Genomic DNA, 14,955 nt, shown 5'->3' with positions numbered 1-14,955 from the left:
ACCAAACATGGCAGCAGCAAGTGCAACAAACAAAACAATGAACGTAATCAGAATGGCTGGATGCTGCAGTGCGGCCTGGAACTGAACACCGGCAGAGGCCACGACAAGTCCGAGTAGTGAGTACGTGATCGCCATGCCTTGTACGTACACGAAAGACAAGGAGAACGCTCTGGACGCTTTGATTTCTTTGCCCTGACCAATGACGATACCACTCACAATGGGGTACATGGGGAATACGCAAGGAGTAAACGCAAGGCCAACCCCCAACAGCAGAAACAGCGCCAGGGTAATGGGCAGACTTTCCTGTTGCAGTTTGTCGGCTAAATCGAATTGCTGACTCACTACAGGGGCAGTCTCCGGCTGACTGGTCGCTGGCGCTGACAACGGCGCACTGATGGTGTTGTCAGTCTCGCCAACAGCATTCAGGTAGATAATTTTGGTGGTAGGTGGGTAACACAAACCGGCACTCGCGCAGCCCTGGTAGCGCAGTTTTACTACGCCATCCTTAATGCTGCTTTCTATTGGGTAAGTAAATGCAACACGGTCAAAGAAAACGTCTGATATCCCGAAGAACTCGTCTTCTATTTGCTGGGCTGGTGGAAACGTTGGCTCACCCAGCGTAGCGTTTTTGGTGACGACCTTGAACTGCTTTTTGTAAAGGTAGTAACCGTCTGCAATATCAAATTGCACGACCAGTTTGTCACCCGTTTGGGCGAAGTCGAATTGAAACGCATCATCAACAGGCAGAAACTGGGGTTCATCACTGAACAAATCCTGCATATCATTATTGCTTAACTGCGCTGATGTCATGGTGCTCAGCAAACTGCTCATTAACAGCAGTAGCACGACTAGCATGGGATTGCGTTTCACTACATTTAGTCCTTCTTACATCTGATTCGTAACTTGTTGTGCCCAGCGCAAATAGTCTTCGCTGGCCACCACGGAATTTAATACGACCCATTCCGGCACATCATAGGGGTGAAGACGTTTCACAACCTCATATGCCTCGTCGATAACAGGCGATGTTGATTTGATGATCAACTGTATTTCCTGGTCACTCGCGATCTTGCCTTCCCACCGGTAAAGTGACGTAATGCCGGGAAGGATTTGTACACATGCTGCCAGTTTACGCTCCAGTAACGCACTGGCAATGGTATTGGCCGACGCAACCGAATTGGTCGTTGTCAGCACCACACAAAGTGAATTCATACCTGCCTCTTTAGACCGTTCAAGCACGAAAAAACATTCAATTTTCTATGCTGCGGCACTTTTTCTGTAGACCCGCGCTCTAACCTTTACGATAGGGTACGCGAAATCGATGACTTGGATTTATCCAAACGTACCCCATTTTAATTAAAATAACCTTAAGGTGACCAGCAGCGTCTGCGTTCATCTTTCTTTTTCACTAACCGGGACAGCATTTTGCAAATTTTATTACTGCTTTTTATTTTAATGCCCATCGCTGAGATAGCACTACTTCTTCAGGTAGGTGACATGATTGGCGGCTGGAATACGGTTGGGCTGATTATTGTTACCGCATTTGTCGGTGCTTATCTGGTGCGTCAGGAAGGCTTATCCACGCTACAGAAGGCCCAACAGAAAATGGCTAACAACGAAGTGCCGGGCAAGGAAATGATGGAAGGGCTGATGTTAGTGATTGCCGGTGTGTTGTTAGTCACCCCCGGTTTTATTACCGACATTATTGGTTTTTTGTTTGTGCTGCCATTGAGTCGCCAGCTCATGGCCGGCCAATTGGCAAAGCACATGACAGTGCGTGCCGTGCAGGGCGGGAATCAATCGTTTTACTATTCCAACACACAACAGCGTCCGGGTAATGAGGGCGATCCCATTGAAGGTGAATACACCGACACTACCCGCACGGATGAGTCTAAACGCCTCGACCGCTAGTGGCCTGTAGAGGCGTCGAGTCGCTGTAGTTTCTGTTCCATAAAGGCCTCAAACTCCTGTTGGGTCTGAGGCTGTTCAGGATGCCCCTGCCAGGTGGCAAAAAAGCCATATTCATAAGACGTTTGCGGAACAAACTTAAACAGGTAGTCGTGTGGCCCTTCAAATTGCTCGGCGATTTGACTGTTTTTCACAAACAAAGCCAGCCCTAAGTCCCACTCGTCACCCAATACATTTTGTTTGCCATAAGTGGCAATCATCGTCCAGTGCTCGCTGCGCTTTTCAATGTAGTTGACGTTGTCGTGTTTCACTAAACCTGTAACCAGGTTATCCATTGGTGTAGACGAGGTGACCGTAACCAACGTTGATGGGTCACCTGCACTTATTTGATAGTGAGTGGTCACGTCAGCTTTGACACCGGCAACGTCCCAACCTTCATAGCGCACTTCAAATTCGCTGGTGTCGCCACCGTCTTTTAACAGGTTCCAATGAGTTTTATCGACCTGTCTAAAGTGTTCAACGCCATTGTCGACCCAACGACCCAGCGCGCCCAGGCCAACAGATTTACCTACTTTCAGTGCATCACCGCCCCAATCGGATAGTTCGTGGTAGCTGTCGTAGCCATCCTGACCTACCAGGGGTAACACCATCTCGCTGGTGGTTTTTACAAACACGTCAATGCCGTTTCGCCAGTCCAGATACAAGCGATAACCAACCAGATCGTTTTCCCAGCCCGGACCTTCGTAACGCAAATAATAAGAATGGTCTGTTAGTTGGTCAGGAGAAGTGAACGACGTGACCGGTTCAAATGTAAAACCGTCGGCAACATATTTTTGCCCCTCCCACGCACCGCCCTGGCGTACGGAAAGCTCGGCGTGCGTCTTGACTGTAGTTTCTGTGGAAGCGGCTGAATCTGTTACTGTTTCTGGTGATTTATTACATGCAGTCAGACAAAAGCTGGCGGCAATTAGGGTGGCTAAAGTCCTGTGATTCATGGCTGTCTCCGAGGGTTAAATTCAACAAATTTTTTACCTATCATATTGACAATTGCCACCGGTGGCAATTATTTTAAATATTATTAACAATTGACTGGGTGTGATATACCAACACAAGTTGCACATGCGACTGTGAAGGATCGTGCCTCAATAGCGCTCGCCAATGTGGACTTTTTTGCCAACATAGGTAAGCGCAGCAGAGAAATAAAGGGTTGTGATGCCGAACTTTAGTTTAGCGGGAAAACGTGCGCTGGTGACCGGAGCCAGCCGGGGAATTGGGCAAGCTATGGCGATAGCGTTAGCCGAAGCAGGCGCAGATGTTATTTGTGCCAGTTCCAGTGAGCAGGGGTGTAACAACACGGTCGAGCAGATCCGCGCGCTCGGTACAGTAAATGTAGCTCAGGTACACGCTGATTTGTCGGACATGCAGGCGGTAGAAGCCATGGCTGAGCAAGCATTAACCCTGTGGGGCGGCATAGATATTCTGGTGAACAATGGTGGCACTATTTATCGCGAGCCGGCCGTGAGCTTTCCTTTGGAAGCCTGGCAAAAGGTACTCACAGTGAATCTGGATGCTGCGTTTTTGTTGAGCCAGAAAATCGGCAAAGCCATGATTGACCAAGGCGGTGGCAAAATTATCAACACCGCGTCGATGCTAAGTTACAGCGGTGGTATTACGGTGCCTGCCTACACTGCCAGTAAACACGCTATTGCCGGATTAACCAAAGCCCTGGCAAATGAGTGGGGTGCGTCGAACGTGCAGGTTAATGCCATTGCACCAGGTTACATTCGCACCGACAACACCCAAGCCCTTCAGGATGATGAAAAACGCAGTACAGAGATTTGTGCGCGTATTCCCGCCGGACGCTGGGGAGAAACAGAAGACCTGAAAGGGGCCGTGGTATTTTTAGCGAGCCCAGCCAGTCAGTATATCAACGGCCACGTATTGGCCGTTGATGGTGGATTTTTAGCCCGATAGCCCGGCGGACAAAGTAATGACTACAGAATACGAAACCCGATACGCCATTGGTCAACGTGAGGCCAAACAATACGATACGCAGGAATTACGCGATGCATTCCTGGCCGACAAACTTATGCAGCCAGGCAAAGTGTATTGGATATACAGCCACTATGAACGTTTTATGGTGGGAGGCGCTGTGCCATTAGATCAGGGCCTGCCTCTGGAGACATTGGACGCCCTCAAATCCAATTGCTTTAGCGCCCGCCGCGAAGTGGGTGTGATTAACGTCGGTGGCCCGGGTAAGGTCACGGTTAATGATACGGAATACGCGCTGGACAAAGGCGAAGCCCTTTACATCGGCGCAGGGGACTACGCTGTTACGTTTTATTCTGATAAAGCCGATACCCCGGCGCATTTTTACCTTAATTCCGCGCCTGCACATGCCAGTTACCCTTGCAAGAAAGTGGGTAAAGACGATGCCAATGTGCTGCATCTTGGTTCGCCTGAAACGGCCAACGAGCGCGATATACATCAACTTATTATCAACAGCGTGGTGCAAACCTGTCAGTTACAAATGGGCCTGACCCGACTGTATCCGGGCAGCGTGTGGAATACCATGCCAGCGCACCAGCACGACCGCCGCAACGAAGTGTATTTCTACTTTGATATCGCCGAGCAACAAGCGGTGTGTCACTTTATGGGTGAGCCGAAAGAAACCCGCCACTTGTTTGTTCAAAACGAGCAGGCCGTGTTGTCACCGCCCTGGTCGATTCACTGTGGTTGCGGCACGTCGAGCTACGCGTTTATTTGGGGCATGGCCGGAGAAAATCTGGACTATGACGACATGGACAAGTTTCCCGCCAGTGAGTTGCGCTAGGAGTCGGCTATGAAGTTGCTGAAGACCTTACCGCTTGTTGTTTTAACCGGCTTATTCCTACTTGCCGGTTGCAGTGACAACGCAGCGTCAGATGACAAAGTGGTGTTAAGACTGGGTCACACACTCGATACCCAGCACTCGGTGCACAAAGCCATGGTGTTTTTTGGTGAACGCCTGGCAGCATTGTCGAATGGCGAGATGGACGTGAAGATTTATCCTGGCAGTCAGTTAGGTACCGAGCGCGAGATGATCGAGCTGCTGCAAATTGGCTCGCTTTCGATGACCAAAGTGTCAGCCAGTCCGCTGGAAGGCTTTGCGCCGACCATGAAAATTTTTAGTATCCCTTACATTTTTCGTGACAACGATCACTACTGGACAGTGTTAAACAGCAGTGTGGGTAAAGATCTGCTAACCGGTGTTGAAGACTTCAAGTTAAAAGGACTGGCCTACTACGATGCGGGTAGCCGAAGCTTCTATACCAACGATAAGCCGATTCATTCACCGGCAGACCTGGCGGGTATGAAAATACGCGTGTTGAACAGCCCGACTGCAGTACAAACCGTTCGTGAGTTGGGTGCCGCTGCAACGCCGGTGTCGTGGGGTGAGCTTTACACTGCCCTGCAGCAAGGTGTGGTTGATGGCGCTGAAAACAATCCGCCAAGTTATTACCTGTCTCGTCATTATGAAATTGCGCGTTACTACTCACTGGATGAACACACCTCTGTGCCCGATGTCATGCTGATGTCTTTGCGCACCTGGGAAAACCTGAACCCACAGCAACAGCAGTGGGTGGCAACAGCCATGGCTGAATCTGTAGTGTTTCAGCGTAAAGCGTGGCAAGCCTCAACTAAGGAATCACTCGAAAAGGTGATTGCTGACGGTGTTGAAGTCATTTATCCCGACAAAAGGCCGTTTGTGGAGGCGGTGAAACCCTTCCATGACAGTCTGCGCGGCACCGAGATTGGTGCGTTAATTGAACAAATTAAGGCTATGTAATATGCGCTCTATTATTGCATTCATCGACCGTGCCGTTGCCGGTACCCTTATCCTTGCTATGTCTGGCATTTTGCTGGCTGTGGTGTGGCAAGTTATCTCCCGCTATGTATTAAAAGATCCGGCCTCGGTTACCGAAGAATTATCACGCTTTTTCCTGATTTGGATCGGCCTGTTGGGCGCTGCGTACGCGTACCGCCAAAAGGTACACCTGGGATTCAACCTGATTGTTGAAAAGCAGCCAGCTGAACGTCGCAGACTGATCCTGACGTTTGTTGAACTGCTGGTATTTGGCTTCTGTGCTACGGCGCTGCTGTTTGGCGGCAGCCAGTTGGTTAGCCTGACCTTGCAACTAGAACAGATTTCGGCGGCACTGGGCGTGAAAATAGGCTACGTGTACACCGTCCTGCCCATTACGGGCTCGCTTATCATGTTGTATTGCCTGATTAATATTCGCAACCTGTGGGTTGCCGATGACGTGGAGGCGCTGTAATGGATATGACCGCTATTGTACTGGTAGTCGCGTTCTTCACACTGCTGCTACTGAACGTACCGATTTCGTTTAGCATTGGTATTGCCACCCTGATTGCCATGCTGATGAACATTGATTTTACGCCGGCTGTGACGACGATCGCACAGCGCATGGCAGGCGGCCTGGACAGCTTTGCGTTGCTGGCCATTCCCTTTTTCGTGCTGTCTGGCATGATCATGGGGCGTGGCGGTATTGCCAAACGCCTGATCAACTGTGCGTTAGCTCTGATTGGCTCACTGCCCGGCGGATTAGCCTTGGTGAACGTCGTGTCCTGTATGCTGTTTGGCGCGATATCGGGCTCGGCGGTGGCGACTACCTCTGCGATTGGTAGCTTTATGCTGCCTGAAATGAAAAAGCAGGGTTACGACGAAAACTTCAGCGCTGCTGTTACCGCTGCTGCTTCCACCACCGGCATGTTGATCCCACCGAGTAATATTCTGATTGTTTATGCGATTGCCAGCGGCGGTGTGTCAATTGCAGCACTCTTTATGGCAGGGTACTTGCCCGGGATCATGGTGGGCCTGAGCCTGATGACCGTGTGTTATTTCCACGCCAAACGCAAAGGCTATGCAACGACCGATCGTTTGCCATTAAACGTTGTGGTAAAGCAGGTGGCGGCGGCCATTCCCAGCTTGTTCCTGATTGTGCTGGTGATCGGCGGTATCGTTGGCGGAATTTTTACCGCGACAGAAGCGGGCGCAATAGCGGTGGTGTATTCACTGGTGCTGGCCGTTGGCGTGTATCGGGAAGTTGAAGTTAAACAGCTGCCGGATATTTTGCTCAAGTCTGCGGAAACCACGGCAATCGTGATGCTACTGATTGGCGCCTCTACCGCCATGTCGTGGATGTTGTCTTTTGAAAATATTCCACAAAACATCAGTGCGTTCTTGCTGGAAATCAGCGATAACCCGATTGTGATCCTGCTGCTGATTAACCTGTTGCTGATTGTGGTAGGCGCCTTCCTGGACATGACGCCTGCGGTGTTAATTTTTACACCTATTTTCCTGCCAGTGGCCATGCAATTAGGTATGTCGCCCTTGCAGTTTGGTATCATGATCGTACTTAACCTGTCGATTGGGTTGTGTTCTCCACCTGTTGGCGCAGTGTTGTTTATCACCTGTGCGATTGCGAAAACCCGTCTCGATAAAATTATAAAACCGTTATTGCCCTTGTACGTCGCCATGTTTGTCGTGCTGATGCTGGTGACCTACGTGGCCTGGTTCAGCGAAGCCTTACCTGCTGCGTTTGGCTTATAGACAGGGTCGGTCAATAACGGTATAAACGCTTGTGGTCTGGCCTTGTGGCACTTTGCTGACACTCGGGGTAGACTCACAGGCGCACAATAACAAGAAAATGAGAATTGCCAGATGGAAAAGAAACCTACCATTAATGATGTAGCCAGACTCTCTGGCGTGTCGAAGCGGACGGTATCAAGAGTGATCAACGGCGCCACCAATGTTGGTGCTGCAACCCGTGAACGCATTCAAAAAGTCATTGATGAACTGGGTTTTTCTCCTGACAAGCAGGCTCGTGGTCTTGCTGCCAGCCGGTCTTATTTAATCGGATTGATATACGACAACCCGGATGCCCTGTATATCGATCAGGTGCAACGTGGTGTGCTGAGTGTCTGCTCAGAAAAAGGCTACGAACTGGTTGTGCATCCTTGTCACTATCGCAGTGACGACTTCATCAGCAACTGTATTAATTTCGTCCGCCGCTCTAACATCGACGGCGTGATTGTATTGCCCCCTGCCTCAGAAGCAAACGAACTGGCGAAAGCACTGCAAAACCACGGCATTAACTACGTACGTATGGCGTCCGTTAAAATTGACGAGCAGGAAAACATTGTCGTGTCAGATGACCGGGCTGCGCTCAGCGACATGGCGCGCTACCTGGTTTCACTGGGACACAAGGACATTGCGATTATCAGTGGTCCAAAGCATTACTATTCAACCGTAGAACGTTTGGAAGGGATCACGCATACCCTGGCAGAATTGGGTATGACAGTACCGCCAGAGCGTATCATTGAAGGTAAAAACAGTTACGAAAGCGGTATTGAGTGTGCCAGAACCTTATTGATTCAGACGCCTCGTCCGCAAGTGATTGTTGCCAACAACGACGAAATGGCCGCCGGTGTGTTAAAAGTCGCACATGAAATGGGCATTGATGTGCCTGGCGAATTGTCTGTCGCCGGATTCGATGACAACTTGTTTGCATCACGGGTAATTCCGTCGTTAACCACGGTGCAGCGCCCGGTTGTGGCCATGGCAGGGCTGGCAGCGAAAAAAATTGTTGCATTAATTGAAAACAAGCCCACCGAAGACGTTGATGATTACATTGTAAAGCCGCATTTAATCATACGGGAATCCACCCGCAAAGTCACAAAATAAAAAGTTTTTACTTGAAAGGGCATTCATTTTTGTCATAAAATGCCACCGGTGGCACACATGTTAAAAATGTGCTACCTTAAAACCAGTAACATTGCATTGCACAAACGTGAGAAATGGTTCGCTATGACAACTCAGACACAGCTGATTAAAGTTCATCCAAACGACAACGTCGCAGTTGCCACCATGCCGCTGTCGGCGGGCGAGCACATTGCGTCGCCAGCACTGGATTTGTTGGATGACATCCCGGCTGGACACAAGGTTGCATTGCAACCCATTAGTGCAGGTCAGGCCATTGTGAAATACGGTTTCACTATTGGCATTGCGCAGGCCGACATCGCGCAAGGGCAGCATATTCACAGTCACAATTTAAAAACGGCATTGAGTGGTCAGGAGTCGTATACCTATGCACCAAAGTCAGTGCCAGCTCCCATTACCCGCCCCAGTGTGGCGTCGTTTATGGGATATCGTCGCGATAACGGCAAAGTAGGTATTCGAAACGAAATCTGGATTATCAATACAGTAGGTTGTGTCAATCGCACCGCAGAGCGCATCGCCGCTGAATGCGATCGCCGTTTCTTTGGCGAGTGTGATGGTTTCAGGGCGTTTACCCACCCGTTTGGTTGTTCTCAGTTGGGTGATGATCTTAACGATACACAAACTATCCTTGCCTCTCTGGCTTCACACCCTAATGCCGGTGCGGTCCTTATTGTGGGCCTGGGTTGTGAAAACAACCAGTTGTCAGCACTACTTGAAAAAGTTGACCGTCCGGCGAATCGCATTCGCTATTTCAACTCACAACAAGTGGGCAATGAAATCGAAGAAGGTATTCGTCTGGTTCACGAAATGCTGGGCGAAGTTGGCAAAGACAAGCGCGAACCTATTCCAGCTACAGAACTGGTGCTGGGCATGAAGTGCGGTGGTAGTGACGCGTTCAGTGGCATTACTGCTAATCCACTGGTTGGTCGCATGACTGACCTGATGTGCGAACAAGGCGGCTCTGTGTTGTTAACGGAAACGCCTGAAATGTTCGGTGCAGAGCAGTTACTCATGAATCGCGCTACCAGCGAGCCGGTATTTGAACAAATCGTAAGTCTGGTGAACGAGTTCAAGCAGTACTTTCTCGACAATAACCAGCCAGTCTATGAAAACCCGTCTCCCGGCAACAAAGCGGGGGGGTTGACCACGCTGGAAGAAAAATCCCTGGGCGCCGTGCAAAAAGGCGGTCAGGCCGCAGTAAATGGCGTGCTTCACTATGGTGAACCCATGAAGCACAAAGGCCTTAATCTGTTGCAAGCCCCTGGTAACGATGCGGTGAGTTCTACCGCACTGGCTGCCAGTGGTGCACACATCGTGCTCTTTACAACTGGGCGTGGTACACCGCTTGGTTTCCCTGTACCCACAATAAAAATCTCATCAAACAGTGATATTGCTCAGAAGAAGCCACACTGGATTGATTTTAACGCAGGTCAGGTGTTGCAAGGCGTCAGTATTGACGACTGTGCAGCACAGTTGTACCAGCAATGCCTGAATATAGCGTCGGGCCAGCAAACCTGTAACGAAAAGAACGGCAGTCACGAGATCGCGATCTGGAAACGTGGCGTAACCTTGTAAATAAGAGATTGATATGAAACCAATATTATTACACGAAGACAGACTGTTTCCGGCGGACGAAAAGACACGCGGTATTGCGCGTTCGCTGTATCAGACTGTTAAGGACTTGCCTATTATCAGTCCTCACGGCCACACCGATCCTCGTTGGTTTGCTTACGATGAAAACTTTGGCAACGCGACTGAGCTTTTTATTCTGCCCGACCACTACGTATTCAGAATGCTCTACAGCCAGGGAATTTCCCTGCAGGACCTTGGCATTCGCCGTTGGGATGGCGGTGAAACAGAAAGTGATCCTAAGAAGATTTGGCAAGTGTTTGCTGATCACTATCACCTGTTTGCTGGCACGCCGTCACGTATGTGGCTGGACACCGTATTTAAGAACGTCTTTGGTCTGACCGACATGCTGTGTAGCGCCAATGCCATGGACTACTATGAATTCATCACCGCTGAATTAACCAAAGCGGAATACAAGCCTCGTGCGCTGATGGACCGTTTTAACATTGAACTGATCGCCACAACGGAAGGTGCGTTGGACTCGCTGCAACATCACAGCGTGCTAAAAGGCACGGGTTGGGACAAGCGTGTTATTACGTCTTTCCGTCCCGATGACGTGGTTGATGCCTCACGCGAAGACTTCGTGGATAACATCAATAAACTGGGTGAAATTACCGGTTTAAACACCACAACCTGGACCGGATACCTGGAAGCCATTCGTCAGCGTCGCGCGTTTTTCCGCGACCACGGTGCTACCGCAACCGACCACGGACACCCTACCGCGCTAACCGCCGACCTATCGGTGTCTGAGTGTGAAGCCTTGTTCGACAAGTGTTTAACCGGTAAGTCCAGCGCCGCTGAACAGGAGTTATTCCGTGGTCAGATGCTGACAGAGCTGGCAGGAATGAGTATTGAAGATGGCATGGTAATGCAAATCCACCCAGGCGCATTCCGTAACCACAACGAAGATGTGTTCCAAAAGTTCGGCCGTGATAAAGGCGCCGATATCCCAATGCAAACCGAATATGTTAACGCGCTTAAGCCATTGCTCGACAAGTACGGCAATGACCCGCGATTGAGCATCATTCTGTTTACGCTGGACGAAACCGTGTATTCCCGTGAGCTGGCACCGCTTGCTGGCCATTACCCTTGCCTTAAATTAGGTCCGGCCTGGTGGTTCCACGACAGCCCGGAAGGCATGCTGCGCTATCGTCATCAGGTGACAGAAACCGCTGGTTTGTTCAATACGGTTGGCTTTAACGATGATACACGAGCGTTCTTATCGATCCCTGCCCGTCACGATGTGGCGCGTCGTATCGATTGCCGCTTCCTGGCATCGATGGTCGCTGAACACCGCGTGAGCGAAGAAGAAGCTGCAGACTTAATTAAGAAGCTGTCTTACGACTTCGCCAAGCAAGCATACAAATTAGGAAACGCATAATGACTACCCCGTTAACTGAGCAGTCGCTGGCTGGACTACCGGCCGATATTAAAAAGCCCGGATACGTGCGTGCAGAGCGCACCAGAGGCATTGTGCATATTGGCCCTGGCGCGTTTCACCGTGCTCACCAGGCCGTATACACCGATATGGCAATGGCACATGGCGGCAACTGGCGGATAACGGGTGTTTCAATGCGCAGCGCGACGTTGAAGCGCAAACTGGCAGAGCAGGACAATCTGTACTCACTGGTCGTGTTAGACAATGAACCTTATGTACAGGTCATCGGTGCGTTCGATGAAGTATTGGTATTGGATGAAGACCGCGATGCAATTCTGGCTGCGCTGACTGACGCGAGCACACACATCATCTCTTTAACCATTACTGAAAAAGGCTATTGCCTGACCAGCAGCGGTGAACTGGATACGTCGCACCCTGACATTATCAATGACCTGGTAAATCCGGATCAGCCGGTATCAGCGGTTGGTTTGATTGTGTGTGCCCTGAAAGAGCGCTACGAAAGTGGTGTAGCAGACATGACCGTGATCAGCTGTGACAATTTGGCCGACAACGGTAAGAAGCTGGAAAAAGCCGTGTACCAATTTGCTCAGAAGCTGGACCCGGCCATGGCGGACTGGATCAAAGCCAATATCTGCTTCCCATGTACTATGGTAGACAGCATTACCCCAGCTACCGATGAGGCACTCATTGAATTAGCTGCCGAAAAATTAGGTGTAAGCGATGCCTGGCCAATTCAACGTGAAGCCTTCACACAATGGGTAGTTGAAGATACGTTCAGCGGCCCTCGCCCGGCCTGGGACAAAGTGGGTGTCACGTTTACTGACGACGTAGCTGCATTCGAAAATGCCAAGCTGCGCATTTTGAATGGTACGCACTCAACCCTGGCTTACGTAGGCACGTTAGCAGGCAAAGAAACGGTGTTCGAGGCCATTAGCGATGACACGTTGCACGCGTTTATTCGCAAGCTGCTAACAAGCGAAATCATGCCGTCTATTGATGCTGAAGGTGTGATGGATTTGGCCAGCTATGCCGATGATATTGTGCGCCGCTATCAGAATCGCCACATTCGTCACTTGCTGTCACAAATTGCCTGGGATGGGTCGCAAAAGCTGCCCTTCCGCATTCTGAATACCGTGCGCGACAACTACAAAAAAGGCAACCCGGTATCGTTACTGTGCGTGCCTATTGCGGCCTGGATCCTGTTTATTGCCAAACGTCACAATGATCAGGAGCAGTTAGTCGACCCACTGGCTGACACCCTGTTAGACCTTGCTGCACAGCATAAAGGCAGCGTCACAGACCTTGCCAATGCCGTACTGAATTTAACCCAGGTGTTCGACGAGTTAACGGTGAATAATAATTTTAAACAAACCGTACTCAAGCATGTTGAACAGCTGGCTGCGTTAAACAACGAGAACATCGCAGACACTCTGGAGACCCTACTATGAATGGATTTCGCGCGCTGATTCAAGGCACGCCGTTATTACCTATCCTGCAACCTGAAAGTGTAGAGCAGGCAATCAACATTGCCCGGGCTGTACACAACAGTGGCTTACGCAGTATCGAAGTGGTTCGACGCACCCCGGCAGCCGCCGCCGCAGTCACCGCGATCCGCGAACAGTTTCCGGACATGCTGGTGGGCATGGGCACGGTGCTTAATGCCGATCAGGTACAGGAAGCCAAAGATGCCGGCAGTCAGTTTATAATTACCCCTACGCTCAGCGAAAAGCTGCTGGGATATTTAAGTGACGCGCAACTGCCGTTTTTACCCGGTACAGCCACGCCTTCTGATATTTTACTGGCTGTTGAAGCGGGTTTAACCGAAGCCAAATTTTTCCCGGCCACCTTGTGTGGTGGTGTGGGCATGCTGAAAAACTTCGGCGCTATTTTTCCGCAAGTCAGCTTCTGTCCGACCGGGGGCATTGCCGACCACAACCTGCATGAGTTCAGCGCGCTGCCAAACGTATTCGCGGTAGGCGGTTCATGGATGATCCCTAAAGACTGCGTAAAAGCGGGCAATTGGCAGGGAATTACCGATGCCTGTGTGGTAGCACAAGGTCAGTTTATTGAGGATGCCGCGTGAAAAAAGTCGTCATATTCGGTGAGTGCATGGTGGAGTTGGTGTCGAAAGGCGGCAACGACATGATTAAAAGTTTTGCGGGTGATACCTATAACACCGCAGTCTATTTAAAACGTTCTGCACCGAATGTGTCGGTGAGTTACCTGACCGCTATCGGCGAGGATTTTCTCAGTAATGAATTGCTGTTTGCCATGGGTGATGAGCAAATCAATACCGATCAGGTGTACCGCTGCAGTAAACGCAACCTGGGTTTGTACATGGTGAGAACCGACAAACAAGGCGAGCGTACGTTTGCCTACTGGCGCGACAACTCGGCGGCAACACAAACCCTGAACGTGATGACTCAACCGCCTCAGCAAATAGACATGTTCTACTTCTCGGGGATCTCCGTTGCGATACTGGATGAAGTTCAGCGCGAGAAGCTGTTCGATTTGATTGCGGAGCTTAAGCATCAGGGCTGCGAAATTGTCTTTGACCCTAACTACCGTCCGCGTTTGTGGCCAGACAAAGAAGTCGCCCAAGCCTGGATGGACCGCTGTTATTCCGTTGCTGATATTGCCTTCCCGGGCGGCGACGACCACCTGGCGCTGTATGGCCACACTGATGCCGACGATGTGTTTGGTCACCTTGCGCCGATGCGAATTGGTGAAACGGTAATGAAGAACGGCGCCGTGGGTGTTCGCATTAAGAATGCTCAGGGTCAGTTCATCGTGCCTGTTGAAAAGGTTAATGATGTAGTGGACACCACTGCAGCCGGCGATGCTTTCAACGGTGGCTATCTGGCTGCGCGTATCAGTGGTAAAGGCGTAACAGAATCCGCCAGCTACGGTGCAAAAGTAGCGGGTACCGTTATTCAACACCCGGGCGCAATCATCCCGGTAGAAGCACTGAAAAAGGCCGTAAACAGCCTGTAGGCACTATTGATACGCATCAAGCCTACCAACGTTAGCTGCACAGAATTCGTGCACTTACTGACGATTCCTTATAAACTGACCTGCGGGCGATAACGCGAATACCAAAGTGCGTTATGCCTGTTTCAGTGTAACAGGAGTAGTCAGTGTGCGTAGCAGTTTGAATCCACACTATTCAAAGTCCGTTGAGCGGCCAGATTTTCATGCCAGACCTTACAGACATCGCGTTTGTAATATTCAGGCTGAG

Annotated in this window: 15 protein-coding genes; 12 read left to right on the top strand and 3 right to left on the bottom strand. The window is 50.4% G+C overall.

Annotated features, from left to right (window positions below):
- Both AC4MRN_RS07130 and cutA read right to left on the bottom strand, forming a co-directional pair.
- On the bottom strand, nucleotides 1-855 hold an 855-nt coding region (locus AC4MRN_RS07130; RefSeq protein ID WP_491202885.1), incomplete at its 3' end, for a cytochrome c biogenesis protein CcdA.
- Between the two features lie 30 nt (nucleotides 856-885).
- Entirely contained in the window at nucleotides 886-1,209 is a 324-nt protein-coding gene (gene cutA / locus AC4MRN_RS07125) for a divalent-cation tolerance protein CutA (protein ID WP_155016369.1), read from the bottom strand.
- Nucleotides 1,210-1,422: 213 nt separating this feature from the next.
- Between cutA and AC4MRN_RS07120 the strand changes: the two genes are divergently transcribed.
- Complete coding sequence (locus AC4MRN_RS07120; RefSeq protein WP_491202883.1) at nucleotides 1,423-1,908, top strand: FxsA family protein; 486 nt, start codon at nucleotides 1,423-1,425, stop codon at nucleotides 1,906-1,908.
- Here the strand turns inward: AC4MRN_RS07120 and AC4MRN_RS07115 are convergent.
- Nucleotides 1,905-2,900, bottom strand: a complete 996-nt coding sequence (locus tag AC4MRN_RS07115; RefSeq protein WP_491202882.1) for a DUF4861 family protein — start codon at nucleotides 2,898-2,900, stop codon at nucleotides 1,905-1,907. The two genes, AC4MRN_RS07120 and AC4MRN_RS07115, sit on opposite strands and share 4 nt — an antisense overlap.
- 217 nt (nucleotides 2,901-3,117) lie before the next feature.
- On the opposite strand from AC4MRN_RS07115, the gene kduD reads away from it, so the two are divergent.
- The 11 genes from kduD to AC4MRN_RS07060 all read left to right on the top strand — a co-directional run bounded on the left by kduD (nucleotide 3,118) and on the right by AC4MRN_RS07060 (nucleotide 14,711).
- Entirely contained in the window at nucleotides 3,118-3,879 is a 762-nt protein-coding gene (gene kduD, locus AC4MRN_RS07110) for a 2-dehydro-3-deoxy-D-gluconate 5-dehydrogenase KduD (RefSeq protein ID WP_370241833.1), read from the top strand.
- A gap of 16 nt (nucleotides 3,880-3,895) precedes the next feature.
- On the top strand, nucleotides 3,896-4,738 hold the full coding sequence (kduI, locus tag AC4MRN_RS07105) for a 5-dehydro-4-deoxy-D-glucuronate isomerase (RefSeq protein WP_490403539.1): 843 nt from the start codon (nucleotides 3,896-3,898) through the stop codon (nucleotides 4,736-4,738).
- A 9-nt stretch (nucleotides 4,739-4,747) separates the two neighbouring features.
- Complete coding sequence (locus AC4MRN_RS07100) at nucleotides 4,748-5,734, top strand: TRAP transporter substrate-binding protein (RefSeq protein ID WP_491202881.1); 987 nt, start codon at nucleotides 4,748-4,750, stop codon at nucleotides 5,732-5,734.
- A 1-nt stretch (nucleotide 5,735) separates the two neighbouring features.
- Nucleotides 5,736-6,224 carry a TRAP transporter small permease gene (locus AC4MRN_RS07095; protein WP_255051069.1) on the top strand — a complete coding sequence of 163 codons (489 nt, stop codon included), beginning with the start codon at nucleotides 5,736-5,738 and terminating at the stop codon, nucleotides 6,222-6,224.
- Nucleotides 6,224-7,519: a TRAP transporter large permease gene (locus AC4MRN_RS07090; RefSeq protein ID WP_073317805.1), complete on the top strand. Its 1,296-nt coding sequence runs from the start codon at nucleotides 6,224-6,226 to the stop codon at nucleotides 7,517-7,519. The genes AC4MRN_RS07095 and AC4MRN_RS07090 overlap by 1 nt, the downstream gene beginning before the upstream one ends.
- A gap of 111 nt (nucleotides 7,520-7,630) precedes the next feature.
- The gene (locus AC4MRN_RS07085; protein WP_073317802.1) at nucleotides 7,631-8,653 is read left to right on the top strand and encodes a LacI family DNA-binding transcriptional regulator; all 1,023 of its coding nucleotides are present in this window, start codon (nucleotides 7,631-7,633) and stop codon (nucleotides 8,651-8,653) included.
- Nucleotides 8,654-8,776: 123 nt separating this feature from the next.
- On the top strand, nucleotides 8,777-10,264 hold the full coding sequence (locus tag AC4MRN_RS07080; RefSeq protein WP_073318675.1) for a UxaA family hydrolase: 1,488 nt from the start codon (nucleotides 8,777-8,779) through the stop codon (nucleotides 10,262-10,264).
- Nucleotides 10,265-10,277: 13 nt separating this feature from the next.
- Nucleotides 10,278-11,699, top strand: a complete 1,422-nt coding sequence (gene uxaC, locus AC4MRN_RS07075; RefSeq protein WP_491202880.1) for a glucuronate isomerase — start codon at nucleotides 10,278-10,280, stop codon at nucleotides 11,697-11,699.
- Nucleotides 11,699-13,165 carry a mannitol dehydrogenase family protein gene (locus AC4MRN_RS07070; protein WP_491202879.1) on the top strand — a complete coding sequence of 489 codons (1,467 nt, stop codon included), beginning with the start codon at nucleotides 11,699-11,701 and terminating at the stop codon, nucleotides 13,163-13,165. The genes uxaC and AC4MRN_RS07070 overlap by 1 nt, the downstream gene beginning before the upstream one ends.
- Entirely contained in the window at nucleotides 13,162-13,800 is a 639-nt protein-coding gene (eda, locus tag AC4MRN_RS07065; protein WP_073317793.1) for a bifunctional 4-hydroxy-2-oxoglutarate aldolase/2-dehydro-3-deoxy-phosphogluconate aldolase, read from the top strand. The genes AC4MRN_RS07070 and eda overlap by 4 nt, the downstream gene beginning before the upstream one ends.
- Nucleotides 13,797-14,711: a sugar kinase gene (locus AC4MRN_RS07060; RefSeq protein ID WP_155016362.1), complete on the top strand. Its 915-nt coding sequence runs from the start codon at nucleotides 13,797-13,799 to the stop codon at nucleotides 14,709-14,711. The genes eda and AC4MRN_RS07060 overlap by 4 nt, the downstream gene beginning before the upstream one ends.
- Nucleotides 14,712-14,955: the final 244 nt, after the last annotated feature.

This window comes from Marisediminitalea sp. (assembly GCF_984433645.1).
This window is presented reverse-complemented; position numbering and strand designations above follow the sequence as displayed.

Bases quoted from the DNA above. Each gene is read 5' to 3' on its own strand.
- kduD (WP_370241833.1), top strand. From the start codon at position 3,118: ATGCCGAACTTTAGTTTAGCGGGAAAACGTGCGCTGGTGACCGGAGCC.
- AC4MRN_RS07100 (WP_491202881.1), top strand. From the start codon at position 4,748: ATGAAGTTGCTGAAGACCTTACCGCTTGTTGTTTTAACCGGCTTATTC.
- AC4MRN_RS07080 (WP_073318675.1), top strand. From the start codon at position 8,777: ATGACAACTCAGACACAGCTGATTAAAGTTCATCCAAACGACAACGTC.
- AC4MRN_RS07070 (WP_491202879.1), top strand. From the start codon at position 11,699: ATGACTACCCCGTTAACTGAGCAGTCGCTGGCTGGACTACCGGCCGAT.
- kduI (WP_490403539.1), top strand. From the start codon at position 3,896: ATGACTACAGAATACGAAACCCGATACGCCATTGGTCAACGTGAGGCC.
- uxaC (WP_491202880.1), top strand. From the start codon at position 10,278: ATGAAACCAATATTATTACACGAAGACAGACTGTTTCCGGCGGACGAA.
- AC4MRN_RS07095 (WP_255051069.1), top strand. From the start codon at position 5,736: ATGCGCTCTATTATTGCATTCATCGACCGTGCCGTTGCCGGTACCCTT.
- AC4MRN_RS07085 (WP_073317802.1), top strand. From the start codon at position 7,631: ATGGAAAAGAAACCTACCATTAATGATGTAGCCAGACTCTCTGGCGTG.
- AC4MRN_RS07090 (WP_073317805.1), top strand. From the start codon at position 6,224: ATGGATATGACCGCTATTGTACTGGTAGTCGCGTTCTTCACACTGCTG.
- eda (WP_073317793.1), top strand. From the start codon at position 13,162: ATGAATGGATTTCGCGCGCTGATTCAAGGCACGCCGTTATTACCTATC.
- cutA (WP_155016369.1), bottom strand. From the start codon at position 1,209: ATGAATTCACTTTGTGTGGTGCTGACAACGACCAATTCGGTTGCGTCG.
- AC4MRN_RS07115 (WP_491202882.1), bottom strand. From the start codon at position 2,900: ATGAATCACAGGACTTTAGCCACCCTAATTGCCGCCAGCTTTTGTCTG.